27 protein-coding genes and 1 riboswitch are annotated in these 26,758 nt (G+C 45.2%); of the genes, 5 read left to right on the top strand and 22 right to left on the bottom strand.

What is annotated here, in order from left to right:
* Positions 1-30: 30 nt before the first annotated feature.
* From aroF to FKV70_RS03115, 8 genes are all read right to left on the bottom strand, one after another.
* A complete protein-coding gene (gene aroF / locus FKV70_RS03150; RefSeq protein ID WP_142611795.1) occupies positions 31-1,068 on the bottom strand; it encodes a 3-deoxy-7-phosphoheptulonate synthase in 1,038 nt (345 codons plus the stop codon).
* 264 nt (positions 1,069-1,332) lie between these two features.
* Positions 1,333-2,289 carry a 4-hydroxy-3-methylbut-2-enyl diphosphate reductase gene (locus FKV70_RS03145; RefSeq protein ID WP_142611794.1) on the bottom strand — a complete coding sequence of 319 codons (957 nt, stop codon included), beginning with the start codon at positions 2,287-2,289 and terminating at the stop codon, positions 1,333-1,335.
* A 110-nt stretch (positions 2,290-2,399) separates the two neighbouring features.
* On the bottom strand, positions 2,400-3,878 hold the full coding sequence (locus FKV70_RS03140; protein WP_063209905.1) for a sensor histidine kinase: 1,479 nt from the start codon (positions 3,876-3,878) through the stop codon (positions 2,400-2,402).
* Between the two features lies 1 nt (position 3,879).
* On the bottom strand, positions 3,880-4,569 hold the full coding sequence (locus tag FKV70_RS03135; RefSeq protein ID WP_064795310.1) for a response regulator transcription factor: 690 nt from the start codon (positions 4,567-4,569) through the stop codon (positions 3,880-3,882).
* A gap of 147 nt (positions 4,570-4,716) precedes the next feature.
* Entirely contained in the window at positions 4,717-6,300 is a 1,584-nt protein-coding gene (locus FKV70_RS03130) for a S1C family serine protease (RefSeq protein WP_063209907.1), read from the bottom strand.
* Positions 6,301-6,497: 197 nt separating this feature from the next.
* Entirely contained in the window at positions 6,498-6,806 is a 309-nt protein-coding gene (locus FKV70_RS03125) for a hypothetical protein (protein ID WP_063209908.1), read from the bottom strand.
* An 84-nt stretch (positions 6,807-6,890) separates the two neighbouring features.
* Positions 6,891-7,466 carry a 3D domain-containing protein gene (locus FKV70_RS03120; RefSeq protein ID WP_063209909.1) on the bottom strand — a complete coding sequence of 192 codons (576 nt, stop codon included), beginning with the start codon at positions 7,464-7,466 and terminating at the stop codon, positions 6,891-6,893.
* A gap of 61 nt (positions 7,467-7,527) precedes the next feature.
* A complete protein-coding gene (locus tag FKV70_RS03115) occupies positions 7,528-8,409 on the bottom strand; it encodes a putative sporulation protein YtxC (RefSeq protein ID WP_063209910.1) in 882 nt (293 codons plus the stop codon).
* A 239-nt stretch (positions 8,410-8,648) separates the two neighbouring features.
* Here FKV70_RS03115 and FKV70_RS03110 point away from each other — a divergent pair, with 239 nt between their 5' ends.
* The 4 genes from FKV70_RS03110 to FKV70_RS03095 all read left to right on the top strand — a co-directional run bounded on the left by FKV70_RS03110 (position 8,649) and on the right by FKV70_RS03095 (position 11,911).
* Positions 8,649-9,044 (top strand): hypothetical protein, encoded by a 396-nt coding sequence (locus tag FKV70_RS03110; RefSeq protein ID WP_142611793.1) that lies wholly within the window; start codon positions 8,649-8,651, stop codon positions 9,042-9,044.
* A 196-nt stretch (positions 9,045-9,240) separates the two neighbouring features.
* On the top strand, positions 9,241-9,735 hold the full coding sequence (locus FKV70_RS03105; protein WP_142611792.1) for a cation:proton antiporter regulatory subunit: 495 nt from the start codon (positions 9,241-9,243) through the stop codon (positions 9,733-9,735).
* A 4-nt stretch (positions 9,736-9,739) separates the two neighbouring features.
* On the top strand, positions 9,740-10,966 hold the full coding sequence (locus FKV70_RS03100; protein WP_142611791.1) for a cation:proton antiporter: 1,227 nt from the start codon (positions 9,740-9,742) through the stop codon (positions 10,964-10,966).
* An 84-nt stretch (positions 10,967-11,050) separates the two neighbouring features.
* Entirely contained in the window at positions 11,051-11,911 is an 861-nt protein-coding gene (locus FKV70_RS03095; RefSeq protein ID WP_142611790.1) for a YitT family protein, read from the top strand.
* 148 nt (positions 11,912-12,059) lie between these two features.
* Here FKV70_RS03095 and mqnC read toward each other — a convergent pair whose 3' ends face one another.
* The 4 genes from mqnC to metA all read right to left on the bottom strand — a co-directional run bounded on the left by mqnC (position 12,060) and on the right by metA (position 16,906).
* On the bottom strand, positions 12,060-13,193 hold the full coding sequence (gene mqnC / locus FKV70_RS03090) for a cyclic dehypoxanthinyl futalosine synthase (protein ID WP_063209912.1): 1,134 nt from the start codon (positions 13,191-13,193) through the stop codon (positions 12,060-12,062).
* A gap of 310 nt (positions 13,194-13,503) precedes the next feature.
* A complete protein-coding gene (locus tag FKV70_RS03085) occupies positions 13,504-14,682 on the bottom strand; it encodes an aminotransferase class I/II-fold pyridoxal phosphate-dependent enzyme (protein WP_142611789.1) in 1,179 nt (392 codons plus the stop codon).
* Positions 14,679-15,863 carry a PLP-dependent transferase gene (locus FKV70_RS03080; RefSeq protein WP_063209914.1) on the bottom strand — a complete coding sequence of 395 codons (1,185 nt, stop codon included), beginning with the start codon at positions 15,861-15,863 and terminating at the stop codon, positions 14,679-14,681. Before FKV70_RS03080 ends, FKV70_RS03085 begins: the two co-directional genes overlap by 4 nt.
* A gap of 125 nt (positions 15,864-15,988) precedes the next feature.
* Positions 15,989-16,906 carry a homoserine O-acetyltransferase MetA gene (metA, locus tag FKV70_RS03075; protein WP_063209915.1) on the bottom strand — a complete coding sequence of 306 codons (918 nt, stop codon included), beginning with the start codon at positions 16,904-16,906 and terminating at the stop codon, positions 15,989-15,991.
* Positions 16,907-17,022: 116 nt separating this feature from the next.
* Positions 17,023-17,148: riboswitch (SAM riboswitch) on the bottom strand.
* A 548-nt stretch (positions 17,149-17,696) separates the two neighbouring features.
* On the opposite strand from metA, the gene corA reads away from it, so the two are divergent.
* On the top strand, positions 17,697-18,632 hold the full coding sequence (gene corA, locus FKV70_RS03070; RefSeq protein WP_063209916.1) for a magnesium/cobalt transporter CorA: 936 nt from the start codon (positions 17,697-17,699) through the stop codon (positions 18,630-18,632).
* Positions 18,633-18,755: 123 nt separating this feature from the next.
* On the opposite strand, the gene FKV70_RS03065 is transcribed toward corA, so the two are convergent.
* The 10 genes from FKV70_RS03065 to FKV70_RS03020 form a co-directional block, all read right to left on the bottom strand.
* Complete coding sequence (locus FKV70_RS03065) at positions 18,756-19,763, bottom strand: HRDC domain-containing protein (RefSeq protein ID WP_063209917.1); 1,008 nt, start codon at positions 19,761-19,763, stop codon at positions 18,756-18,758.
* Between the two features lie 165 nt (positions 19,764-19,928).
* Complete coding sequence (locus FKV70_RS03060; RefSeq protein WP_064795315.1) at positions 19,929-20,807, bottom strand: ROK family protein; 879 nt, start codon at positions 20,805-20,807, stop codon at positions 19,929-19,931.
* 217 nt (positions 20,808-21,024) lie between these two features.
* Positions 21,025-21,921, bottom strand: coding sequence for a 5'-3' exonuclease (locus FKV70_RS03055; protein ID WP_142611788.1), 897 nt, complete (start codon positions 21,919-21,921; stop codon positions 21,025-21,027).
* Between the two features lie 72 nt (positions 21,922-21,993).
* Complete coding sequence (locus FKV70_RS03050; protein ID WP_142611787.1) at positions 21,994-22,359, bottom strand: arsenate reductase family protein; 366 nt, start codon at positions 22,357-22,359, stop codon at positions 21,994-21,996.
* A 44-nt stretch (positions 22,360-22,403) separates the two neighbouring features.
* Positions 22,404-23,363 carry an RluA family pseudouridine synthase gene (locus FKV70_RS03045; RefSeq protein WP_142611892.1) on the bottom strand — a complete coding sequence of 320 codons (960 nt, stop codon included), beginning with the start codon at positions 23,361-23,363 and terminating at the stop codon, positions 22,404-22,406.
* 21 nt (positions 23,364-23,384) lie between these two features.
* The gene (locus FKV70_RS03040; RefSeq protein ID WP_025676377.1) at positions 23,385-23,948 is read right to left on the bottom strand and encodes a cob(I)yrinic acid a,c-diamide adenosyltransferase; all 564 of its coding nucleotides are present in this window, start codon (positions 23,946-23,948) and stop codon (positions 23,385-23,387) included.
* An 18-nt stretch (positions 23,949-23,966) separates the two neighbouring features.
* A complete protein-coding gene (locus tag FKV70_RS03035) occupies positions 23,967-24,536 on the bottom strand; it encodes a type 2 periplasmic-binding domain-containing protein (RefSeq protein ID WP_063209922.1) in 570 nt (189 codons plus the stop codon).
* A gap of 100 nt (positions 24,537-24,636) precedes the next feature.
* Complete coding sequence (locus FKV70_RS03030; protein ID WP_063209923.1) at positions 24,637-24,843, bottom strand: aspartyl-phosphate phosphatase Spo0E family protein; 207 nt, start codon at positions 24,841-24,843, stop codon at positions 24,637-24,639.
* A gap of 114 nt (positions 24,844-24,957) precedes the next feature.
* Positions 24,958-26,169, bottom strand: coding sequence for an aminotransferase class I/II-fold pyridoxal phosphate-dependent enzyme (locus tag FKV70_RS03025; protein WP_142611786.1), 1,212 nt, complete (start codon positions 26,167-26,169; stop codon positions 24,958-24,960).
* Between the two features lie 12 nt (positions 26,170-26,181).
* A complete protein-coding gene (locus FKV70_RS03020) occupies positions 26,182-26,682 on the bottom strand; it encodes an Lrp/AsnC family transcriptional regulator (protein ID WP_013370105.1) in 501 nt (166 codons plus the stop codon).
* Between the last annotated feature and the right edge of the window lie 76 nt (positions 26,683-26,758).

Genomic DNA, 26,758 nt, shown 5'->3' with positions numbered 1-26,758 from the left:
AACTTTTATGCATTAGTGTAAATAATTAACTTAAGAAACGGCACTAGGGGTATGGAATGTTTTACCAATTGCGGGCGCCAACAATTCCAAATCTTTCAGTAAATCTGCAAATTGATCCGGGAATAGAGACTGTACGCCATCGCCTGTCATCGAGTTGTCAGGGTCTGTGTGCATTTCAATAATTAAACCATCCGCTCCAGCAGCAACTGAGGCCTTTGTCATAGGAACAACCAATTCACGTCTACCTGTACCGTGGCTAGGGTCGGAAATGACTGGCAAATGGCTCAACTGTTGCAACACAGGAATTGCGGACAAATCGAGCGTATTTCTAGTGTAGGTCTCGAAAGTACGGATACCACGCTCACATAACATAACATTCGGATTGCCACCTGCCAAGATGTACTCGGCAGCATTCAAGAATTCGTCATAAGTCGAGCTGAAACCGCGCTTGAGCAATACGGGTTTACCGCAGGTTCCCAGCTTGCGCAACAGATCGAAGTTTTGCATATTACGTGTACCTACTTGCAGAATATCAGCGTACTCCGCACAGATGTCTACATATTCAGGTGTCATGACCTCTGTGATGGTCAAAAGGTCATGCTTCTGGCCCGCCTCAGCCATCATGATTAAACCTTCAACACCCGTTCCTTGGAAGCTGTATGGCCCTGTACGCGGCTTAAAAGCACCTCCACGCAGAACTTGTGCACCTGCAGCTTTGACCAATCCGGCAATTTCATCGATCTGTGCAGCAGACTCAACAGCACATGGCCCCCCCATAACGACAAGCTCGCCCCCACCGATATTTACACCTTTGATGGAGATCACCGTATTTTCCGGATGAAAATCACGGCTCGCTAATTTGTAGGACTTCGATATTTTAACCACATCTTCTACACCCTTCATTTGGCGCAGATGTTCTGCCAGCTTTGGCTCTACACTACCAATCAGTCCGATAATCGTACGATCCGATCCTCGCGACACATGAGCCTGCAACCCTTCTTTTTCAATAACTTCAACAATAGCTTGGATATGTTCTTCAGGTGTGTGAACACCAGCGATAACGATCATTTTTTTCTTCCTCTCTATAAACTATATTTTATTAACCATATTGAATAACATTATGACACTTAGACGCTTGTTCGCTTTTAAGCTTTTATTCGTTAAAGCAACTATACCTGTTTTAGTTCTACTCGTCAAGGCTTAATTGTCTCGAATTATTCTATTTTTCGAGTTAGTGAACCTGGTTTAATTGAATAACATCGGCACTTAAGCAATATAAAAAACCGTTATCCGGATGCTTGTATCCGAATAACGGCTGTCATCAATCATATGTTATTTCGTCGTTTTTGACTTTACTCGTACAGGAGGCAGCAGCTTTTTCATATCAATGGTTCGCCGAATCTCCCATGTTTCCGGGTTATCCGCATCATACTGTTCCAAATACGTAATGACCTCTTTGGTAATCAGCGTAGGGGTTGAAGCCCCAGAGGTCACTGCTACTTTGGCTACACCCTCAAGCCACTCCCTCTTCAGCTCGGTTACATCAGAAATACGATAAGCCTTGGTACCAGCTATTTCCTCCGACACCTGAGCCAATCGGTTTGAATTGTTGCTTCGCGGGTCACCGACCACGATCACCAGATCCGCCTGTCCTGCCTGCTCAGCTACCGCTTCCTGACGTACCTGCGTCGCCAAACAGATTTCATTGTGTATCTCGGCACCTGGATACTTCTCCAGCAGCTTCTTCATAATGTGCTTGATATCCCATTGACTCATGGTCGTCTGATTCGTAATCAGGATTTTGTCTCCTGACAGGGTAAGACTGTCGATCTCTTCTTCCTTTTCAATCAAATGTACATGGTCAGGGGCAATACCGATAGCTCCCTCTGGCTCTGGATGATTTTTCTTGCCAATATAAATAATCTGATAGCCTTCGGCAGACTTCTCCCGAATCAGATCATGTGTCTTCGTCACGTCAGGACAGGTTGCATCAACCGTAGTCAATCCCTTGTCCCGTGCCAGCTTGCGGACCTCTGGTGATACGCCGTGAGCAGTGAAGATGACTGTACCACTCTCTACCTGGCTTAAAATCTCCATGCGGTTCGGTCCGTCCAATGTAATAATCCCTTCATCTTCAAAGGAATGGGTAACATGACTGTTATGAACAATCATGCCTAATATATAAATAGGCCGGGGTAAGTCCAAATTTCTGGCTGCTTGACGAGCCAGTACCATGGCATCGACTACGCCGTAGCAGTAACCCCGGGGCGAAATTCTGAGTACCTCCAAAAAGAGCCCCCGCTTTCTTCGACACAGTATACAGCTCCAATCACTGGACAGCTGTGGGCTTTATGCCTCTACCGGCCAATTCTATGATGTTGTTGCCCTCCTATTATAGCTTATTCCAAAGGCGCGGAAAAGCTGACTGGAAGCCAGATGACAAAGGTCGTTCCTTCTCCCTGACGCGTAACCACTTCCACAGACCCGTGATGTTCATCAATAATCCATTTGGCAATTGATAACCCTAAGCCAATTCCCTCCGTCACACCGCGTGACTCATCTGCCCGGTAAAATCGGTCAAAAATAAAGGGAACCTCACTTTTGTCCATTCCAATGCCTGTATCACTGATCCGTAGCCCCACCTGTCCCTGATATACAATCGCATCAAATCGCACTGTGCCTTCAGGGGTATATTTAAACGCATTATCAATGAAAATGAATAGCATCTGCTGCAAATAATCTTTGCTTCCGTCCATATAAATACCATTCAACAACGAAAAATCGCCCACATTCCATTCGGCCGTTCGCTCCAAAAACTGAGCACGGCGAGCGACCTCGGTTACGAGCGGTTCCAGCGCAACAGGCACCTTATCGAACGTTTTCCCTGTGTCCGCTCTCGCGAGTGATAACATATCGTTCACCAAACGGCTCATTCGCTTGCCTTCATCCGCCATGTCACTCAGCGCCTCCATAGAAAGCTCGCGAATCATGGCTTCATCCATATTCGGTCGCTCATCCGGTTCGGTCGTCCACATTTTGAGTAGAAAATCAACGTTGCCACGAATCGTCGTCAAGGGTGTGCGCAGTTCATGGGATGCATCGGCCACAAAGCGGCGCTGCGCGCCATAAGCATCTTCAAGCTCCTTGTAAAACACTTCTGTACGTCCCAGCATGTTGTTAACTGTCCCGATCAATTGTCCAATTTCATCCGGCGGACCGTCATATTCAATCCGAACACTCAAATCATTACTCGATTGAATCTGATTGGCCCCTTCAATGACCTTGACCAGTGGCTTCATAGATTTACGAGCCAGGAAGAGACCAGAGGTTGCAGCAGCGAGTAAGGCAAATAACGAACCGTACACGAGCACATTTTGCAACCTGTTCATGAGTCGGTCCTGAGAGCCTGTGAATTGCCCAACCTGAAGCAGCCCAACCACCAAGCCCAGCTCCTCGGATTTGATCGGCTGTTGATAAATCATAAAGGAATCGCCATTTACATTCACACGCCGAACCCCTTCACTTTGAACTGCTCCTGTTGCTGTAGACGGAACAGGGAAGGTGATATTGAGGTCTTTCATATTTTGGGTCGTTTTGGTTACACCAGACGTATAATTGTAAATTTGGACATATAGCTGTGAGTCATCTATTCCACGCCCCTGCTCCAACCCCAGATCCAGGTTAGGGACCTCAAACAAGCCCCCTTTTATAATAAGGCGTAATTGCTTGTTAATCTGTGGCGCCTGAGTCATAAGCTGACTTTTCACTTCATTATATGTGTAATAATATACTAGTCCGTAAATAGCCAGACCAAAAATGACAAGCACTATAGCCAAGATGCTCGAATACCAAGCTGTCAGCCGCCACCGAATAGACATATTACACATCACCTCTTAAAATATAGCCAGCTCCCCGAATGGTACGGATAAGCCGCTTGCCACCATTCTGCTCCGTTTTTTGTCGCAACATGGCAATATATACTTCCAGCACATTTGATTCTCCGCTATAGTCATAGCCCCATATTTTATCCATAATCAGATCACGTGACAGAACGCGTTTCGGGTTTTGCATGAACAAATGGAGCAATTCAAATTCTTTGGCCGTCAGTTCCAAGCGTTTGCCACCACGAACCACTTCGCGCGATTCGTTATCTAGTTGTAAATCCTCGAAGATAAGCCGATTTGCATTGTTGTCCTGCTGTTCAGTTTTACGCCGCAAAAGCGCTCGCACTCGTGCCAGCAGTTCTTCCAGAGCAAACGGCTTTACGAGATAATCATCAGCCCCTAAATCCAGACCCTTTACCCGGTTCTCCACCTCATCCTTGGCTGTAAGCATCAGGACAGGTACTGTGCTTCCTCCTTCCCGCATACGACGGCATACTTCAAAACCATCGACCTGCGGCATCATGACATCCAGCACGACCAGATCAGGCTCAGTTGTTAACATTTTATTCAATCCTTCTGCTCCATTCGCGGCTGTCAGTACTTCATATCCTTCAAAAGCCAGCCCTCTGCGCAGCATGGATACAATTTTTTCATCGTCATCAATGATCAGAATAGTAGAACGCATACACGATCAAACTCCTTTGTCTCTTCTTCTTTTCCCTCTATTGTAGCAGGAGTAGGCGCGTGTAGCATCTTGCCACTGCGTACAGCAAGAAACGGAAGGGTCTTCCTTCCGTTTCTTGCGTTCATGTTCAATTTTTAAGTTATTCTCTTATTGTTGAAGCGTAGAGCTAAAGTCATTTTTGTTGCCTATTTTTAGCTGAATATCTTTTTTCTGCCCAGCTCGTTCAATGTTAAGTGTCAAAGCTGTACCCACTTTTTGTTTTTGGATGAATTGAATGAGCTCTTGTGATGTGCTATAAGGCGTACCATTGGCTCCGATAATTACATCGTAAGGACGCAGATCGGCCTGATAAGCAGGTGATTTGTATATAATATCCCGAACAACCGAGCCTTCGGTCAGAGATGTACCTAATTCCTTGGCTACTTCAGGGCTCAAGTTTAAGAGACTTGCACCAATGAAGGGTACAGGTTCTTTCGGAATAGGCTGGTTATTTTTCAACTTATCAACGACTTCCAAAATCGTATTGGACGGAATCGCAAATCCGATCCCCTGTGCGTCTGCACTTACAGCTACGTTCATACCGATAACCTGTCCTTGCAGATTCAGTAACGGTCCGCCAGAGTTACCAGGATTAATGGAGGCATCTGTCTGAATAAGATGCTTGTATTGCGTCGGTTTTCCGGTGGACTCACTATTAATAGTGATCGTACGCTCTTTCGCACTCAACACCCCGGCTGTTACCGAATGTTCGAAGCCTTCTGGGTTACCGATCGCAACCATCCACTCGCCCACTTTAGCGTTATCGGAGTTCCCCAAGGTTACAGTTGGAAAATTATTTTTACCATCAATTTTAAGAACCGCCAAATCAAGATCTGCATTTTTGCCCAAAACTTTGGCTTCGTAAGGCTTGTTGGTTCCCTCTACGGTAACCTGTACTACACTTGCACCTTCCACAACATGGTTGTTGGTCAGGACGTAACCCGATTTATCAAAAATAAAACCGGAACCAATACCCAGCGGAGTTAGCTGTCCACTGTTGCTACCTTCATTTTCGTTACTATTGCCGCTACTGCCACTATCGCCATACTGATTGCCGAAAAAGTATTGATATAGCGGGTCATTGTAATAAGGGCTACTTTGTCTGCCTCCACTAGATTGCTTGGCCAGCGTTTCGATTTTGACGACTGCTGGACCAGCCTTGGCTACCACAGACTGAACATCAGCCGTACCTGAAGGCATCACAGCCGGAACTGCACTTGGAGCCGAGTTGGAGTTGGTGGTTCCTGAATTCGTCGTTTCTCCACTTTCAGCTGCCGCCGAAGTCAACGCTGTTTCTGGTGTGAACATGTTGGTTCGGTCGGCTGTATACATCAATACCGTGATGACCAGCATTCCGGCTAAAAAAGATAAGAAAATCGTTTTCACCTGCGATTTAGGCTTATTCGGTTTAAATTGCCAGTTGCCGTTATTCCGACCTGAACCGTCCTGTTGCTCAGGCACAGCACGTTGATAAGAAGAAGGAAGAGGTCTCACTGCCTGCGGTGGCGTAATCTCGACGTCTTCCACCGACTGGCCTTCCCTGCGTTGTCCGTCCGACTGCACTGAGGAAAAAGGGCCATAGGAATAGTAATACGAGGAACCATTTGATTCGTTTTGCCGAGTTGCTTTATCGTTGTCAACCTGATCATTGTCGTTCCGGCGCCCGGAATTATTATTTTTAAATTCGTCCATTGTATATCTCCTCCCAAACCCTATGCTTCTAGGTGGTGTTGTTTAACTGACTTTATTTTGCACTTTAAACCTTAATTCCACCTTAAAAACAATTAAAAAGGAGATAAAACCTTAGACCTAATAGGTTCTAGCCACTTTTACTCAACGCGAAATGCTCCGGAAATATATCCGGAGCATTGTCTTTTGTATATGCTTTTTTATTTAGTGTTAAAGTTTTCGTCGAACTTTTCGTTCGGTGTTTGTGCATTGCTTTGGATTTTATTACGACTGGAGTTTTGAACTTTTTGCGCTACTACATTTGTGCCGCCTTGATCTGTTGCAAATTCTTCGTCATACTTCTCATTAGGTGTTTGGAAGTTGTCTTGAATTTTATTTTGTTCAGACTGCTTTACCTTTTGAGAAACAACGCCTACCGTATTGTCTTGAGCAAATTCCGTTTTAAACTGATTTCCGGTGTTTGCCTTAAAGCCTTTGTTCATAAAAGAATTTCCGCCTTGATTTGGCATATTATTCAACCTCCCAGTATGGTTTGCGGGAAAAGCTTATCCCGAAACATAGTATGTGAAGTGAGAAAAAACAATATGCAAGGATTATATGGAAGCATCCAGTGTCTCGGGCGGAATGGTCTTATGCGTTTCTATCGCCTTTTGCAGCGACTTTATCATTTTTTCCGTACACTTTCCGTTTCCTTTTTTTATAATTTGAACATCCACATCTTTCTTGCCCCATTCAGAATACACCTGTCGGGTTGTTTTAAAATACAAGTCAATTTTATTACCCTTAATCGCTGAACCTGTATCTGCTACAATCCCGTAGCCGTAACCTGGAATGTACAAAATGCTGCCCAATGGAAACGTCTTGGGATCAGCCGCAATCGTGGACAGTGTATTCTTGTCACGACGCACTTTTACACCGGAATACGTAATACCGTAACCGGGATGATTCGGCCGTTTGCCGGTGGATTCATAGCCTGCTGTATATCCTGTTGCCGTGACCGTCATGGTCGTAATCACCTGCTCTTCACGTGGAGCTAAAACAGGTGTGGACTGCCATTTCTTATGCTGGACCGGTTCTTTGTGACCGTAAACCTCATTGCCGGACAATACCAGGCAGATTGCGATGAATATGGTTCCTAAGATTCGTTTCCATACCAACATGGATCTCATAAAAAACCTCCCCTTGAGGCAAAGGCTTTCCAGAAACCCATGAGTTTATACGAACGGTTGATTATTTTTGAACATCCTGACCTGGATAAAGTTTACTCAGCTTCACTTTGTCTTCAAAAATATGCAGGAGCGTCCGCACAATAGGGGTGTGCTCATCGTCTGTATGCAATATAATGGAAGCAGGAGATATCGAAATAAGGGTGCTGACAATTCGATCCTCGACCTCCATCTCCAGTTCAATACCCGGCATTTCTACAATAATGTCGTCTGCATCAGGAGTCGGTATGGGCACCATGGCATTATCGAGAATGGTGAAATTATGCCCCCCTTGGTGAAGTACATGTACGAGTGGAACTTTGCTCTCCTGAAAAAACACAAAATATTTAAGCAACCCCATAAATTCTTCGTATTGCCGATCTGCCCAGAATTCTTCCATGGCATATTCAACGATTTCTTCAAGCTCTTTTTTATACGCATGCAGTCTAAATTGAATAAGCCCTTCCAAATTGATCACACGAAGCTCCCTGAAGTCCCTTTCCAGGAGACTGGTTAGCTTACCGTGGCGTTTGAGACGCCCTCGGGGACCATCATCATTTAACAGCGAGCGAATCATGCTCCGAATTTGTTCAACGTCCTCTTTCTCCAGCAGAGAACAGGCTTTGGTGAGAATAAGATCGAGTATCCCCCACTCCCTAACTTCGATAATATAATCCGCTATCGCCGAAGCCATGATGCTGTATACACAGGGAAGAAAGCTTTCAAACGCCGAATTGCTTTCAGTGCCCTTGCAGGTCCATGCCACTTTGTTGTCAAGCTGTCTGAAAGTGAATCGAAATCCGCGCCGTGACATATGTAGTCCCTTGGTTCTACTTTTGACCACTTCATAAAAACGGTCGGTTTCCTGATCCCCGTCTGTATTGGTCCACACTGTAAACAGTTCCATTGGCTCACTCCTTTCGATCACTGCTTTCAGTATATGGCGGCCTCTGAAGGGTTATACGAAGTGAACGACTGGAAACAGAAAGACATACGAACAAAAGAGGCTGATCAGGTTTCAAAGAGGTGCTAATCGTGTTATAAACAATTACCGTGATAAGTAAAAATCGAAAGACGTTTGAATATTTAGGATGGGGTATGTTAAGGTTATAGTGATATGAATTTTTCACAAGAGGGAGGGATAAGATGTCAACGATGCTGAACATGCTGCGTACATTCATAATCGTCATATTGAGCTTCGTCCAGATTTTGTCCCTTCCTGTAACGTTCCACGCGGAAGACACCACTCAATCCCTTCAGTTTACTGCAGAATCATCACTTATGCTTCATGACGATGTTACTTCGTTAGAAACGGACACCCACGGGCTGGAGCATCATTCCAAACCAGCGGTACGCAAATCCTCCCTGTTACTGCATCTGGTGATTGCTGCGACCAAATCACTTCCCTTTGTCATTCTGGTAGCGCTTGTGCTGCTATTGAGCATCCCCAAGCTACGTCTGCCTTTTATTCCAGTTATCTGTAAGCTAAAGAAGCAATTGTTCTTGCTCCCCATTAAATTTACCTCTAGTTATGTGGCTTAACCCCCTTTTAGCATGCACATCACCACATGGCATGTCTTTTTGTTAACTTTTCCTATTCATTTCATGTATGAAACTTAATATTCCATTTTTTATTAAAAATTTGATATTATTCTATTCTTGAAGTTACTTTCAGAGTATGTGATTTATTTCCCATATCATTCACTTAAATAAACGTATTATACAGGAGGCTTTATACATGGATATTCGAGAGTCTATTTTGCCAGGAATCGGAATTAAGTATCGAATAGATGCGGAGAGCGGCGATCGAATTGTCATTATTATTCATGATGATGGCAGACGTGAGCTATATCACTTTGATTACGAGGATCTGGAGCAAAGCATTTCTATGACAACCCTGAATGATCAGGAAGCACGAATGGTAGCCTCCATAATCGGTGGCATGACGTATAAGTCCAGGCAGCTTGAAAGTGTAGAAATGACATTTGACGATTTTATTATTGAATGGTATAGAGTGGAATCACACTATGCAAGTGTTGGCAAATCCATCGGGGAGCTGGATGTAAGACAAAACTCGGGGGCCACGGTTATTGCGATTGTAGAGAAAAAGGGAAAAAAATATGTAAATCCCGGTCCCGAAGTGATGATTTGCGATGATGCCACTGTAGTTGTTGTCGGAGAACGTGACCAGCAGAAACGCTTTAAACAAATTCTTATGAACGGAAGCGGGTGATTGGATGGATCACCTGGTATTTGAGGTTGGATTGGCTATCGCTTTAATTGCTGCAGCCGGACTGATTTCCTCCAAACTGCGCTTCTCGGTCATCCCTTTTTATATTCTGATCGGAATGGCAGTTGGACCGCATGCGATGGAGCTATGGCATTTTGATTTTCGGTTTATCGAAAGCGCCCCTTTTATTGATTTTATGGGCAGAATCGGTGTGCTGTTCCTTCTCTTTTATTTAGGACTGGAGTTTTCAGTTGGCCGATTGATTAAATCAGGTCGTTCTATTGCCGTGGGCGGTACCATTTATATTGGCATTAATTTCACACTGGGATTGGCTCTCGGCTTTCTGATCGGCTTTCCTGTAGCAGAAACACTGGTTATTGCCGGAATTACGACAATATCATCCAGTGCGATTGCAGCCAAGGTGCTGGTCGATCTCAAGCGTACCGCCAACGCTGAAACGGAAATGATTTTAGGCATTATTATGTTTGAGGATGTTTTCCTCGCCGTCTACATCTCCATCCTCTCCGGAATAGTTCTTAGCGACTCTTCCTCGCTCGGGGGTGTACTGCTATCGGCACTCATCGCGCTTGGCTTTATGCTGGCAGTTATTATCATCGGTCGAAAAGCCGTCCCTCTGCTAAATCGGATTCTCCGTATCCGCTCCAATGAGGTATTCGGACTTGTTGTTTTTGGCTCTCTGTTCCTGGTGGCTGGTTTTTCGGAAACGATTCATGTCGCGGAAGCTATTGGAGCCCTGTTGGTTGGTCTGGTACTGGCTGAAACGGAACACGCCAAACGGATTGAGCATTTAATTGTTCCTTTCCGCGATTTCTTCGGTGCACTGTTCTTCTTCAGCTTTGGATTATCCATTGATCCGTTGTCCCTTGGGGGAAACGCCGTATGGCTTGCGCTGGCAACCGTCCTTCTCACCCTATTCGGTAACATTTGGGCAGGTATGTTAGCTGGGCGCACAGCTTCCTTATCTCACAAAGCATCCGCAAATATCGGCCTGACTATTGTGGCGCGAGGCGAATTTTCGATCATCATGGCCAACTTGGGTAAAGAAGGCGGTTTGATTGATATAGTTCAACCCTTTGCAGCCATCTATGTGCTCATACTAGCGATTCTTGGGCCGCTTCTGACCAAACAGTCAAAGCCTATTTTTAATATGTTAAACAAAATATTTAAATTCAAGGACTCGCGCGTACGAAAGGAAGAAAGCAAATCGGCGTAATAGTAAAAGCTGGATACGACAATCCATAGGAGGGAAGGCTATGCTGCACGCTGTAAAATATGCCGAAGCTCTATGAGGCGGTTTGTGAGGCCAGCTTCAGGAGATGCGAGCAGGTTCCCTGTCTTTTATACGGTGATTGGCGGAATTACCGCATCCGTCGGTCTGGAATTGTTTCTACATCCGCACGATATGATCGCTGGAGGCGTCACCGGAATCTCCAGACTTATGTCGCTTTATACGCAGGAGCATTTTGGGTTACTGCTATTCGTTTTGAACTTGCCACTAATGCTGCTGTATTCTTTGTCTACTCACAAGCCCATGCTGCTTCGTGCACTCCCTGGTTTGTTTGCCTTTTCAGGCTCAGCCATCATTCTCTCGCCTTTTCCAGCAGTAAGTGGCCATCCGGTCGTATGTGCTCTGGGAGGCGGAATCTGTATTGGACTTGGCGCAGGACTGGCGGCTCGTCACGGTGGGCTGCTTGATTCACTAGGACTCAATGAGTCTGACGATGGTCGTCCTTCCACTTTGATGCTAACCCATCGGAAAATTCCGTTAATACAGATTGTAATGTTGTGTAATTGTTTGCTACTTATTACGGCTGGCTTTGTGCTAGGCTGGGAGCCAGCTCTCTATTCTGCCTTATCCTGTCTCGCTGCCTATGAAACGACCCGGCTGATGTTTACCGGTTTGAGACGTATGGTTTGTGTTGTCAGCAAAAAGCAGCAAGCTGTCGAAGATGCCATACATCGCAGGCTGCGCTTGCACAGCACACCCATTAGAAGCTCTACCCTAATAGAGGGCAAGACGAAAAGTGAATCAGATAAAAAAGAACAAATGGCTACCATTTACAGCGTTCATCTCCTGGATTTGCAGCGCTTTAAGGCAGTCATTCAAATGGCAGACCCTGAGGCTGAGATCATGTATATGAAACGATGGGAACGGTAGCAAAGCCAAATATATTTACCACAATACAAAGAAGAGTAAGATACTGAAGGATTTTCATTCTTCAGCACAAAAACGCTTATCTTCACTATCCTTGTACATGGAATAGTAAAAGATAAGCGTTTTGTAATGTACGTTATATTAGCTAATATTAATTTTGCATAATAAAATCATGTTCAATGCTGCTAGCACTGTCAAAAGTACGAATAATATCATAACGGGTATTGCGCTGTGCTGGAATGTGACCCGTCTCACGGATCAACTGTAAAATAGATTCAATGTTAACCTTATACGTTGCACCTGCAGCGGAAACTACGTTCTCCTCAATCATGGTGCTGCCAAAATCATCGCAACCGTAGTACAGCGATTTTTTACCGATTTCCGGTCCCATGGTTACCCATGAAGACTGGATATGCTTGATGTTATCCAAAACAAGACGGCTGATCGCTACAGTCTTCAAATATTCCTCAGGCGTCTGGCGTTCCTTCTTCAGGTTGGTGTTATCTGGTTGGAAGGTCCACGGAATAAAGGCCAAAAATCCTTCAGAGTTATACTTGTTTTCAATGCATTCGTCCTGAGCGTCACGGACACGCAACAAATGCAGCGCACGCTCCTCCATCAACTCGCCAAAGCCGATAACCATCGTAGCTGTCGTGTTCATCCCAACCTTGTGAGCTGTTTGCATAACATCCATCCAATCACGCCAGGAGCCTTTGAGACGGCTGATTTTGCGGCGTGTGCGGTCATCCAAAATTTCTCCGCCCCCACCTGGGAGAGAATCCAATCCAGCTTCATGAATAGCCCGGATCGTATCTTCCATGGATAGACCGGATTTTTCCTTCATTTTGTGAATTTCAGCTGGGGAGAAGGAATGCATCGTGATATCGGGAAAACGTTCCTTAATAGCTTTCAGCAAATCGGTATAATAGCTGAACGGCAGATTTGGATTTACACCGCCTTGCATTAGGATTTCGGTGCCACCTACCTCCTGCGTTTCCTTAATTTTTTGGAAAATCACCTCATCCGGCAAAACATAACCTTCATCGGAACCCGGTCTACGGTAAAAAGCGCAAAAACGGCAGTATACGTCACACACGTTCGTATAGTTAATATTTCGTCCGATGACGAAGGTTTTAATGGGATTAGGATGCATGCGATTCATGACTTTATTGGCCGCATGGCCTATTTTTTCAACCTCGTCTGATTCGAACAAAGCTACAGTATCCTCTAAATTCAGGCGTTCGCCGCGTAGGGCTTTATCTAAAATATGGTCGATTACACTCATGGTGTATCCTCCTTCGCTGTCACAGGGCGACGAAATGAAAGACAGGACTTATGAACGAGAATGCTTTCACAAACCTGCGTTCGAACCCTGCCGTAATGTATGTTCATGACTAGCCTTGTATGTTGTCTGTGCTATTTAGCATAGTAAAACCTAATGATAATACTAACATATCTTTAGGTAAGGAACCATACTTATTCCCGTTGTATATAGAAAACAGCAAGTCTCCTGAATATCGGAAACCTGCTGCTAAGGACTACATATATTTGCTTCCCTCGTAAAAATGCCAACATGCTATGGATATGCTAACGCTCTAGCACAGCGCCTCATTCAGATCGCAGATCAGGTCATCAATGTCCTCTAGACCAACGGAGAAACGAAGTAGTCCGTCCGTAATCCTGCGCTCCAAGCGTACACTTTGCGGCATAGCCGCATGTGACATCATTGCCGGGTACGACAAGATACTTTCCACTGCTCCTAGACTCACCGCCACAATGGGAATACGTACACGGCTGAGGACCGCTTTGGCACGCTCACCAGAACCTACATCAAACGAAATCACCGCGCCATAACCACTGGATTGAGACTCATGAACTGCACGCCCTGGATGGTTCTCCAACCCCGGGTAGTATACCGCTTCAATATCATTGCGCTCGTTCAGCCAGTTTGCGAGTTTGGCCGCACTCTTTTCGCTATGAGCCATACGCGCTTCCAGTGTCTTCATCCCACGCATAAGCAACCAAGACTCTTGCGGAGCCAGCACGGTACCCAATCCATTCTGAAGCTGCTTGATTTGTCTCCCCAACGATTCGGTACGAGCTACCGCAAGTCCTGCCAGTACGTCACTGTGTCCACCCAAAAACTTGGTCGCACTGTGCAATACAATATCAACTCCCTGCTCGATCGGACGTTGATAATACGGTGTCATAAAAGTATTGTCCAATAACGTCAACAGCCCATGATCCCTTGCCCAAGCGGTTATTCCGGCTACATCGGTAATTTTGAGTGTCGGATTAGAGGGGGTTTCCATATACACAGCTCTTGTATTTTCCTGCAACGCCTCTTTTACAAGATTGAGATCCGTCATATCGACGAAGGTTGTTTCGATATTCATTCGTTTCAAGATGGAGGTCAGCAGACGATATGTCCCTCCGTATACATCTTCCGAAACAATGACATGATCTCCAGCCGATAAGAGCATAAATGTTGTGGAGATAGCAGCCATGCCTGATGCAAAGGCAAAACCACAAGCTCCGCCTTCTAATAAGGCAATATAATCTTCCAAAGCTTGTCGTGTCGGATTGCCTGAACGGCTATAATCATGTTGTGGAGGATTAAAAATATCATGATGATGAAAGGTAGAAGCTTGATAGATCGGGACGCTCGATGCCCCAGTAACACTGTCAATTTCAGAGCCAAAATGCAGCAGCTTGGTTGCGAATTTCCGTTCTTTGCCCAGATCTACTTCGATTCCCCTCGCATCTTCTATCATTGCTGCTCCCCTCCCTCTACTTCTAGACGTGCCGCTTCCAGTGCCGAACGCAAATCTTCAATCAGGTCATCTGTATGCTCAATGCCTACCGAGAAACGCAGAAGCCTGTCATCTACCCCGACTGCATCCCGAATTTCTGCTGGTATGTCCGCATGTGTCTGCACAGCGGGATAAGTCATTAGCGACTCCACACCGCCCAAACTTTCGGCAAACGCAATGAGCTTAATATGACGAAGCAAAGGCTCCACATAGCGAGCATCCTTTACTTTAAAAGAGAAGATCCCTGTGTTTCCGCTGGATTGTTTATTTTGTATCTCACGACCCGGATGACCTTCAAGCGCCGGGTAAAATACTTCTGCCACTGCCGGGTGCGTCAGTAAATAGTTAGACAACACTGTTGCATTATGCTCATGTCGATCCATACGCAGTGCTAACGTCTTCATCCCCTTCATCAACTGATAGCAATCGCTTGGCGAAAGCACGGCTCCTATGGAATTGTGCAGAAAGGAAATCTCAGCTGACAGTTCTTTTCCTTTGGAAACAATCAACCCTGCCAGCACATCGTTATGCCCACCCAAATATTTGGTTGCGCTATGTACCACAATATCCGCACCCAGTTCCAATGGCCGCTGGAAGTATGGTGTTAGCAGCGTATTATCTACAATTGTAAGCAACTCATGTTGCGATGCCCATGCAGCCACCGCTTGAATATCAGTAATCATCATTAACGGGTTGGTAGGCGTTTCTATGAAGACAGCTTTGGTATTGGGTCGACATGACTGTTGGAGTGCTTCAAGATCGTTTGTATCCACATAGCTTGCAGTCACACCAAATTTAGATAAAATACGCTCCAGTAAACGGTAGGTCCCGCCATAAAGATCTAGCGATACAATAAGGTGGTCTCCCTGACCAAACAATGCAAAAACAGTTTGCAGCGCTGCCATTCCTGAACTGCATGCAAAGCCTGCATCACCAGATTCGAGTGCAGCAGCAGCCTCTTCCAATACCTTTCGCGTGGGATTAATCGTCCGAATGTAATCAAACCCAGTACTTTGACCCAGTCGGGGATGGCGGAACGCTGTAGATTGGTAAATCGGGTAATTCACAGCCCCAGTTACTGGCTCCTCAATGGAACCGATTTGTGCCAATCTGCTTTCGATTTTCCACTGTTTCTCACTCATATGAATCCTCCTGTTCACTTCCATAGATAGGTGCTATAACATATGCTGCAAAAATGGATGTCCAAGACTATACTGCTGCGCTACTGCAAGGTGGTACTGTATAAGGGTAAACGACAAGCCCCTTTTTAAATCTGAGGTCCGATATCATAAGGTGTTTCTTGGTATACATAATAGTTAAGCCAATTTGAAAATAATAAATTGGCATGAGCCCGCCAGATCGAGGGCGGTATGCGTTCAGGATCGTCGTTAGGAAAATAATTTTTGGGGACGTCAACATCCAGTCCTTTGGCCACATCGCGGTCGTATTCCCATTTCAGTGAAAGCGGATCATATTCTGAATGCCCTGTTACAAAGATTTGTCTACCATCAAGTGTGGCTACCAGGTACACTCCAGCTTCCTCGGATTCGGATAAAACCTCTAATTCGGCGATATGGTCAATATCTTCCCGCCGAACTTCCGTATGCCGAGAGTGAGGAGCATAAAACAGTTCATCAAAGCCGCGTAGCAGTTTCACTTTAGGTTTAATAACGGTGTGTGGAAATACCCCAAAGCATTTGCTGTCGAGCCCGTATTTTGGAACATTGAAATGATGGTATAAGCCTGCCTGTGAGGCCCAACAGATATGCATGGTCGAAGTAACATTTGTTTTCGTCCACTCAAAGATTTGCCGGATCTCCTCCCAGTAGGTCACATCCTCAAACTCAAGTTGTTCTACAGGGGCTCCTGTAATAATCATGCCGTCAAAACGACTGTTCTTGATCTCATCAAACGTTTTATAGAACATGTTCAAGTATTCTTGCGATGTATTTTTAGATACATGAGACTTCATATGCACCAACGTGACATCCACTTGTAATGGCGTATTGCCGACCAGACGCAACAGTTGAGTTTCTGTTGTTTCCTTTGTAGGCATCAAATTCAAAATGGCGATGCGCAATGGACGAATATCCTGATGATAGGCCAAGCTTTCATCCATTACGAAAATATTTTCGCCCTCCAGTACTTCCTTAGCAGGCAGTGTATCTGGAATCTTAATCGGCATGTAAACTCACTCCTTGATCGGTAAGTTGTGCGAAAATCGCTGGTAGAGATGCCAGGCATATAATAAAAAGACCTTTCTCGGTTAGAGAAAGGTCATATTTGTATCCATATGCGCCTCTCTCATCTGTCAGGGCTACGCTTTTTGTACAAAGCGCGAGTCCTGCAAGAATTAGCACCGTGCGATTAAAATCGCCGGTTGCCGGGTATCATCGGGCTAGTCCCTCCACCTGCTCTTGATAAGATTTCGCTATATTCATTTTAAGTTCACAAAGTTCTTGTTGTTCACTTTAATGCATCGGCTGGGCTTCGTCAAGATGGGTTTGTAATTTTGTATCCTGCATTCACCTTTTGTCTACCTTTTCCATAGGTTAAATCATATCCCCTTATCGCAGAAGCTTATATGATTACCGTTAATTTAGCCCATGATTTTGCGCTTGAAAGGCCGTAGGTCGAGCGTTATACTATACAAGTGCTAATAGGCAAAAATATAGTGCAGCAGTGTACTTGAGAGTGTTTTCTGCGGTACTGTGGCAACCTAAAAAAGAACATTTGTGAGGTGAATCCGGAATGGAAGGCGACCCGAGTCCGAATAGGCGGCGATCCCTGAACAACAGCATAGGAATGACTTCAGCTTGCCGAAAGACGGGACGCCAGGCTCTGCATGCTCCAAAAGCCTCCTGCTTTTGATGTTATGCACGCTTACCCGAACCGGCTAACTGGCAACTGAGTCCATTCCTTATGCTTAAGGTAAACGTATTTCCGTTACGACGGAGCATAAGGAGTGACTATATATGAAAATCCGTTTGGTCAACAACGGGGTTTTTACCCCTGTCGAAGAAATTGAAATGGCGCTCACTGCACCGGCAGAAGGCTTTTATTGGATTGATGCCGATGTCGAGGATCTGGCAGTGCTTCAGCCCTTATTTTCCATGCATGATCTTGCAGTAGAAGACTGTTTGAGTGAAGAAGAACAGCGCCCAAAGATTGAAATTTATGAAAGCCATTATTTTATCGTTGTAAATAGTATTCGTTTTGATGATGAAGAAATATTTTTGCGTGCTTTAAATATTTTTCTCGGCCGCCATTTTATCATTACGGTGACCAAGCAGAAAATCAATGAGCTTCGTACCCTCAAGCCCTTGCTGTGGGAGCAGGAAGTCAGCCAGCCTGACCGTTTTATGTATCTGTTGATTGACTTGATCGTTGACAACTATTTTCTGGTTGGTGACCGGATTGAGGTTCGCATTGAAAAGCTGGAAGAAGACATTCTAATGCATACGAAAAAATCGCATTTGAACGAAATCATCGGCTTGCGCAGTGAGATTCTGTGGCTAAAAAAAGTGCTCGGTCCGCAAAAGGAAGTCATTAACACCCTGAACAAACGGGATTTGCGACTGATCGACGATCAACTGCAAAAATATTTTAGCGACATTTATGAAAATGCTGTGAAAATTTCGGAGACTTTCGAAACTTACCGCGACTTGATGGGGAACCTTCGAGAAGCTTATCAATCAAGTATCGCCAACCGTGCAAATGAAATTATGCGTGTGTTTACGGCCATTACAACTGTATTTATGCCGCTGACGGTCATTACCGGAATATATGGGATGAACTTTGATAATATGCCTGAGCTTCATACACGTTATGGTTATTTTGTCGTCATCGGGATTATGGTGGCATTAGGTGTCAGTATGTTCTGTATTTTCCGCAAGAAGGATTGGGTTTGAATTTTTTCGGTTTTCGAGTTTAGTCATCAAAAGCAGCAGCCGTGTTCTATAAGAACTCGCTGCTGCTTTTTGCTTTGTTGGACCTATTTGTACTACTTTATGACACTTCTTTGCGTATCTATATTATCCAACATGTCGGTCAGGTACTTCCTGATGGCGGAACCGTATACGGACCAGCCGCAATCGCTCATAAATTTGATCCAGTCCTGCTTCCGTTGCTTTTTCTTCTCCATACACTTTTAACATAATGGGCTTGAGCAGCGTATCTCCCAACTCTGCATAAGCAGAACAGATGGCTGTTTGCTCCTCCTCAGACACATGTTCTAATTCCTTGAGGATCAACTTTTTCATATCCATTCCATCTCGATCCAAATGCTCCACAGCTTCAATCACTTCTTTACGGTGCAAGCCTGTCTTTATTCCGATATGCTCTAGTGAAAGACCCTCCGAAATACCCTCAATAATCGCTCTAGTCAGGCTAAACTTATTCAGTTCCTGTCTGTACTGGTTTTCTTTTTGCTTGTACAGCCATGACAAAAAAACTTCTTCTTCCAACGTCTCTGTTACCCAATTCAGCGGAAATGGCGTGGTTCGATCATTTTGCTTCGTTATAGTCAATAGCTCCGTCCCATATTGCGACACCTTACCCTGGCCCATACCAGGCAGTTCTAGCAATTCCTCTTCGGTATGAGGAAGATAGACGCTGATGAGGCGAAGCAGTCGATTCGTAGCGATTAAATAAGGTGCTTTTCGCTCAGTTGCTGCCTTTTGCCGTCTCCACATTGTCAATTGTTCATACACCTCATCACGCGGAAACAAATCACTATAGCAATAGAGCTTTTGTAGTGTTTGTCCTCGTCCTGATGATCCTTTTTGCTCATGAAAAACGCCATGAATTAAAGGTCTGTAGCCTTCAGCCATCTTGAGCGCCAGCTCATGACGGTATACATGCAGTAGTTCCTGCCACAAGCTGCCTTCATACCAAAGGTCGTCTATACTTTCATCAGGCACATGGTGTGTGCTCCAGCCTGCACTCCATCTCCCTTCATGTTGCCCAATCCATACCTGTGCAAAGTCCTCACAACCTTGTTCATTCCGTTTGGACAAGCGGTTTAAAAATACAATCTCCATGATTCTTCCTCCCTCATATGGTTGAAATACTGACCCGCACAATACAAAAACGCAAAAAAAAGCACCTATCTCGCGTATTCGCAAGAAAGGTGCTTCCCTTTTTGATCCGTACTATGCTGTTGTTTATATGATAACCAGACCTTGGAGAACCGTCAACCACAAATTCTAAGAATTGAGCTTTTCCTTTGCCAAAGCCAAAGCACCGCACAATCCAGCATTGTCACCCAATCCCGGAGATACGATATATTGTTCAATTTCTGTAGTCAGACTCGAATGCTGTACGTATCCGTTCAAGAGTTTTTGAAGCTTGGTACGAATGAGTGGGAACAATTGATCCTGCTTCATGACTCCACCGCCCATAATGATTTTTTGCGGTGACAGGATTAATACATAGCTCATTAAAGCTTGTGCCAGATAATGTGCCTCCATTTCCCAGGCTGGGTGATCAACAGAAAGCTCGTGTCCTTTTACCTTCCATCTTTTTTCGAGTGACGGACCCGCTGCCAGTCCTTCCAGGCAATCTCCATGATATGGACATGTGCCTTCATAGTGATCTTCTGGATGACGACGTACCAGAATATGCCCCATTTCCGGGTGGGATAATCCATGGACCAGCTTTCCGCCAACCAAAGCACCCGCTCCGATGCCTGTACCTATTGTAATATACAGACAGTTTTCCAATCCTTTAGCCGCACCCCAAATGGACTCACCCAGCGCTGCTCCATTCACATCTGTGTCAAACCCCATAGGTACATCGAAATGCTCCTTCAGTTTGCCAATCAGATTGTAATTTCCCCAATGCGGCTTTGGCGTTGTTGTAATATAACCATATGTATCACTGCCTTCGATAGGATCAATCGGTCCGAATGAGCCTACGCCCAGCGCTTCAATCCCCTTGCCTTCAAAAAATGCAATGACATTCTCCATGGTTTCTGCTGGAGTCGTTGTTGGAAAGCTAGCTCTTTCCAATACTTCCCCTCGTTCATTTCCAATTCCACATACAAATTTGGTACCGCCTGCCTCAATTGCTCCCAATACTGTCATAGCTGCTGTAATCCCCTCTCCATGATCTCTATTAACTATATTCACCTGAAACGAGCCTAAGGTCAATCCCCTTATCACAATTGTATAAAATCCTTCACATGGCTATATATCCTCGCTGGCATAATTGTATACAAATAAGGATACTAGCGCACCGAGCGCCAGTACCCCTATAAAACTTAGTCCACCTGTAATGTACATCTCAAGCTTAACAGTCTCATTATGATCCGGTTGCGACGCCCATCAACGCACATAAGCTTTTCATTTCAAGCTGTTCAAATTTATCGACAATTTGCACATGATCCAGCGTCAGCAGGCAGCTATCTAGAGCACACGCAACAGGCACATCACAGTGAATTTTAGCAAGCTTGCGTGAAAGATGCAGCATATCCAAATCACTCTCGATCTTTTTACGGACCGATGGTGTCAATTGATCCAGATTTTCCAGAATGCCTTCAATGGAGTCGTATTCCTGCACCAGCTTGAGAGCCGTCTTTTCACCGATTCCCCGTACTCCCGGGTAATTGTCACTTGCATCCCCCATCAAACCTTTGAGGTCAACTACTTGTCGCGGCTTAAGCCCTTTCTCAGACAGTAGCATCTCCGGGGTATATACCATATAATTGCCATGTCCTTTTTTCATAATAATAACCCGTGTCCGCTCATCCACCAATTGAAGTAAATCATGGTCTCCCGAGAGAATCATGACATCCATGTCCTCATTTTGTGAATAATGGCGTGCGAGCGTACCGATACAATCATCCGCTTCAAAGCCTTCTGCCCCAATATTGGGAATGCCGAGGCTGTCCGTCACTTCACGGATCAAAGAAAATTGAGGAATCAAATCGTCTGGCGCGTCGGCTCGGTTTCCTTTATACGCAGCAAAATGTTCCCCACGGAATGTTGTTCCGCCCATGTCCCAGCAGCAAATAACATGAGTAGGGTTAAAGGTTTGAACTGCATCCCAAAAATATCGAATAAAACCATATATAGCATTCGTGGGTACTCCAGCTTTTGTACGACGGATATAACCGTTTGCGGCGGTTGCATAATAAGCACGAAAAAGCAGAGCCATGCCGTCAACCAGCATTACGGATTGTTCATTGCGTTGTGTCACAGATTGTATTGCTCCCATTCATCATAATATTTAACCCCCACAGTATAACATAACATGGTGGCAAATTGGACGTTATTGAGCTCCCCATGTCCCCTCAAATGTTTCCTCTTTGAATCCTACTGTTACTTTAGTCCCGTCGGTTACAATTGGACGTTTGATCAATCTTCCATTTGAGGATAAAAGCGAAATTTGCTCTTCACGGCTCATGTTTCCAAGCTTATCTTTCAATTGTAACTCTTTGTATACTTCACCGCTTGTGTTGAAAAACTTCTTCAATTCCAGACCGCTTTTATTAATCAAGTCTTCCAGTTCCTCCGGGCCAGGCGGTTGTTCGAAAATAGGAATCAGTTCCGTCTCATGCCCCTTGTTGTGCAGCCATTTCACTGCATTACGACAGGTGCTGCATTTAGAATATTGATATACTTTCAGTTGGCTCATCGCTAGATTAACCTCCATTTGGTTTCAATCTCTTATTGAATATTTTATTTCAGATGATATTGAGCTCTTAACAGCTCTTGCAGTGCAATCATATCATCCGGCAAAGGAGCGTAAAATGTCATCCGCTCCCCGGACACAGGATGTACCAAAGACAATTCTGAAGCATGCAGGGCTTGTCGAGGCATTCGAGCATCAAGCTGATCATATTGTTCACGCTGCGCTTCGTTATCGGGTGTAATCCGGTACATTTTATCTCCGATCAGCGGGCACCCGATATATGTCATGTGCACCCGAATTTGGTGTGTACGTCCGGATTCCAATTTTAGACCGATGCGGCTTCCTCCGTTCCACACTTCCTCCAGCTTGTATAGCGTAAGTGCAGGATAACCATCTGGAGTCACCATACGCAAATGCGGATTATCCGGGTTGCGATCAATCGGTCCGTCCACCCTGCCTTCCTGCTGCTCAGGACACCCATGCACAAGAGCTGTATAGCGCTTGTCCACCGTTCCCGCAATCATCTGCTCGGAAATATGCTGGTGAACATACGGATTTTTAGCTACAACCAGTACACCCGTCGTCTCTTGATCAAGACGATGAACAGGACGAAACCGATACAGTTCTCCCTTGGTCTGCCAATAATACACGACCCCGTTAGCCAGCGTCCCTGTGTAATGACCGTGAGTCGGATGGACAATCATGCCCGCCGCCTTGTTCACCACTAACAGATGTTCATCCTCAAACAAAATCTCAAAAGGGATGGGTTCGGGTAAAATATCATCAGAACGCTCGCGCTCCATACGAATCTCTACTCGATCCCCAGACTTCACCTTTTCGCTGATATACACACGTTTCCCGTTCAGCATGATCCCCTGTTCGGTCAGCTTGAGTTTGGATATTAGCTTGCGAGAGATATTCATACGCTTTTGTAGAATGGTCTTCAACAGCATGCCCTCCTCCTCAGGAGGGATCGTATATACGATAGGTTCATAATACAAGCTCATCACAAATTCCCGATTGCCTCCTTATTTGCGGAACACTTTTTTGCTGCGCACATATTCGACATCGGGCACACCCTGGCGTACATTCGCCGTGCGGGCTACCACAAAGAAATAATCGGACAGGCGGTTCAAATACCGACGTACCGCAGGGTTGATATCTGTGTGCTTACCTAGTGTAACTGCACGGCGTTCCGCGCGTCGGCAAACCGTACGGCAAACATGTAATGTCGAAGATAAGGTGCTGCCTCCCGGAATAATAAAACGCTCCACTTTTGGATTTTCTTCCTGGCATGCATCAATCCAGCTTTCCAGCCGCTCTGCCAGTTCGTCTTTCACCTTGTATTTGCTTTCATTGATTTTTACAAACGCTAAATCCGAACCACAATCAAACAGCTCCTGCTGTATTTCCTCCAATTGAGTCCGAATATCCGCAAACTTCTCCCCCTCGGCAAAGCTGATTGCTTGTCCTACAAAGCTGTTCAGCTCGTCAATGGTACCGTACGCCTCCACACGGTCATCATCTTTGGACACTCGTCCGCCGATCACAGAGGTTTGTCCTTCATCACCTGTTCTGGTATAAATACCCATATCATTCTATCCCCTTTATCATTCCGTGAGTGCTTTCAGCACTTTGATGGCTTCTTCTTTATTACTTGTGCGTGGCGGTATGGTAGCAAATAATGTGTTTGAGTTATATTTTAGGTCCTTAAACATCTTCATCTGCTCCACCGGAATTCCGTACAAATGAGTTTCTTTGATTACATCCGTTCCTTCTTCACCTTGCTCTTTTTTCTTAAATACGCCGCCCTCGAATACACCCCGGGTATACGTCTTTTTGTCAAAGGCATCATCTAACGGTAGATTCGAGCCATTCTGTCCATATAGCTTCATATCCTCTTCTGGCAAGAGAAACAAATCATGCTCTCCGGCCGCATATTCTACGACCAGCTTCTGCTGATTATACAGTGGGCTGACTGATATCTCGATCGTCGGAGCCTGTTCGCCCAGCTTATCCTTAAGCTTTTGTGCCAGCTCGTCACGAATACCTGAAGCATCCCCTTTATCCATAATAAATATGGAAAAGCTGTCTTTATCCCGTCCCCCACATCCAGCCAGTAGTACAAGTGCCATTATTCCGAAGATCCATGGCGATAGCCTTTTTAGCGCTGCTCTCATATGTACGCCCCCTCTTCCATGCCACTAATATAGCATAAATTGTGAACGCAAAAAAAGAAGGCCCTGCGGCCTTCTTCGTAGCTACGGTGACTCCACACAGTTACACCCTGCATTCCGTACCATACAGCTTCATATATTCATTGATTTTCAAATCAAGCTTGCAGCTAATTTCGATAACAAGATCAGAGGTGAAGGACTGCTCTTCCTGAAACGTCCGCATCATCTCATTGCGCAGGAACAAAATTTCATCTTCCAGGGAAATGTCGTATCCTATTGAACTCGGCGACTTATATCCAACATATGACATGAGCACTCCTCCTGTAGTTGAAAAATTGAACTTCCTGCTTCCGATTTCAAATTATAGCATAGAAATTTAGAAATAAAAGACTATTTTCTATGAATTACCCATAAAAAAATAATTTTAACCTTCTTTTTTCACTTTCTCTACAAAATGACCAATCCGATCCAAGGCTTCCGTCAACTGGGTAACAGAAGTTGCGTATGAGCAACGAAGATACCCTTCGCCTCCCAAACCAAACACATTGCCAGGTACAGCCGCAACTTTAGCCTCGGTCAATAGGCGCTGTGCAAATTCATCCGAGCTAAGTCCTGTGCTTTGGATACTAGGGAAAACGTAAAAAGCTCCTCTTGGCTCATGGCATTCCAGGCCGATCTCTCTGAATCCTTCAACCATCAGACGGCGACGCTGATTATAGGCTTCAACCATACGGTCTTTCTCACCCATACCATTTCGCAAGCCTTCCAGTGCTGCAACTTGCCCCATCGAAGGCGCACACATGACCGTGTACTGATGGATTTTGAGCATAGCAGCAATCAAATCAGGATGCCCACATGTATAGCCAATACGCCAGCCGGTCATAGCGAAGGCTTTGGAAAAACCACTGACGAGAATCGTACGATCCATCATGCCCGGTACCGAAGCAAAGCTGACATGCTTATCGCCATAGTTCAATTCAGCATAGATTTCATCAGAGATGACGATCAGATCATGCTTTTCCACGATTTCCGCAATCGGAAGCCAGTCTTCATAAGTCATCGTAGCCCCGGTCGGGTTGCTCGGATAGCATAAAATCAGCACCTTGGATTTAGGTGTAATTTTTGCCTCCAGCGCCTCTGCCGTCAGTTTAAACTCATCCTTGGCAAACGTTTCAATGCCGACCGGAATCCCGCCTCCAATCGAAGTGATTGGCGAATAGGAAATGTAGCACGGCTCAGGCACGAGAATTTCATCCCCAGGCACAATTAGCGCGCGCAACGCAAGATCAATCGCCTCGCTACCCCCAACGGTCACAATAATCTCATTTTTAGGATCATAACGGACGTCAAATTGCTCATTCAGATAATCACTAATCGCTTCACGCAGTTCCGGCGTTCCGGCATTAGACGTATAGCTAGTAAAGCCCCGCTCCAATGAATAGACACAGGCTTCCCGCATATGCCAAGGGGTTGTAAAATCCGGTTCGCCTACCCCGAGGGTAATAATATCCTTGTTGCCACCCACCAGGTCAAAAAACTTACGGATACCCGATGATGGGATCTCGCGTACTAATGGGGATAAATAAGAACTCATGGCTTTGTTGTTGTCGGTAAATGCTTCTGTTTTGAGATTCATCATGATCTTCCTTTACGGCGAAATCATCAGACGATTATCTTCCTGATGGTCCTCAAAGATAATTCCGTCCTGCTTGTATTTTTTAAGCGTAAAATTAGTCTTGGTAGACAAAACCGAGTCGATAGGCGATAGCTTCTCCGACACAAAATTAGCGACCTCACGGAGATTGCGACCTTCCACCTCTACCAGCAAATCATAGGCACCGGACATGAGATAAACCGATTTAACTTGCGGATACAAATAAATCCGTTCCGCAATTCCTTCAAATCCTCTCCCACGCTCAGGTGTAATCTGCACTTCGATCAAAGCGGTAACCTTTTCGTCGTCGACTTTGTCCCAATTGACTACAGCGGCGTATTTGACGATTACGTGTTGGTCTTCAAGCTCTTTAATCGAGGTACGTACATCCTGCTCGTCTACCCCCAGCATAGTAGCCAACAAAGTTGGTGTTCTTCTTGCATCTTCTTTTAACAATTCCAGCACTTTTAATTTCAATTCATTCAGCTCTGTCATTCTACATAAGGCCTCCATCGAAAGAGATTACTATACATCATACAATACGCACTTTAAACCTGCAAAGAAAAACCGC

The sequence above is a fragment of the Paenibacillus ottowii genome, from assembly GCF_006874425.1.
Taxonomy (GTDB): Bacteria; Bacillota; Bacilli; order Paenibacillales; family Paenibacillaceae; genus Paenibacillus; species Paenibacillus ottowii.
Note: the sequence above shows the minus strand (reverse complement) of the source record. Positions and strands in the feature narration are given on the sequence as shown.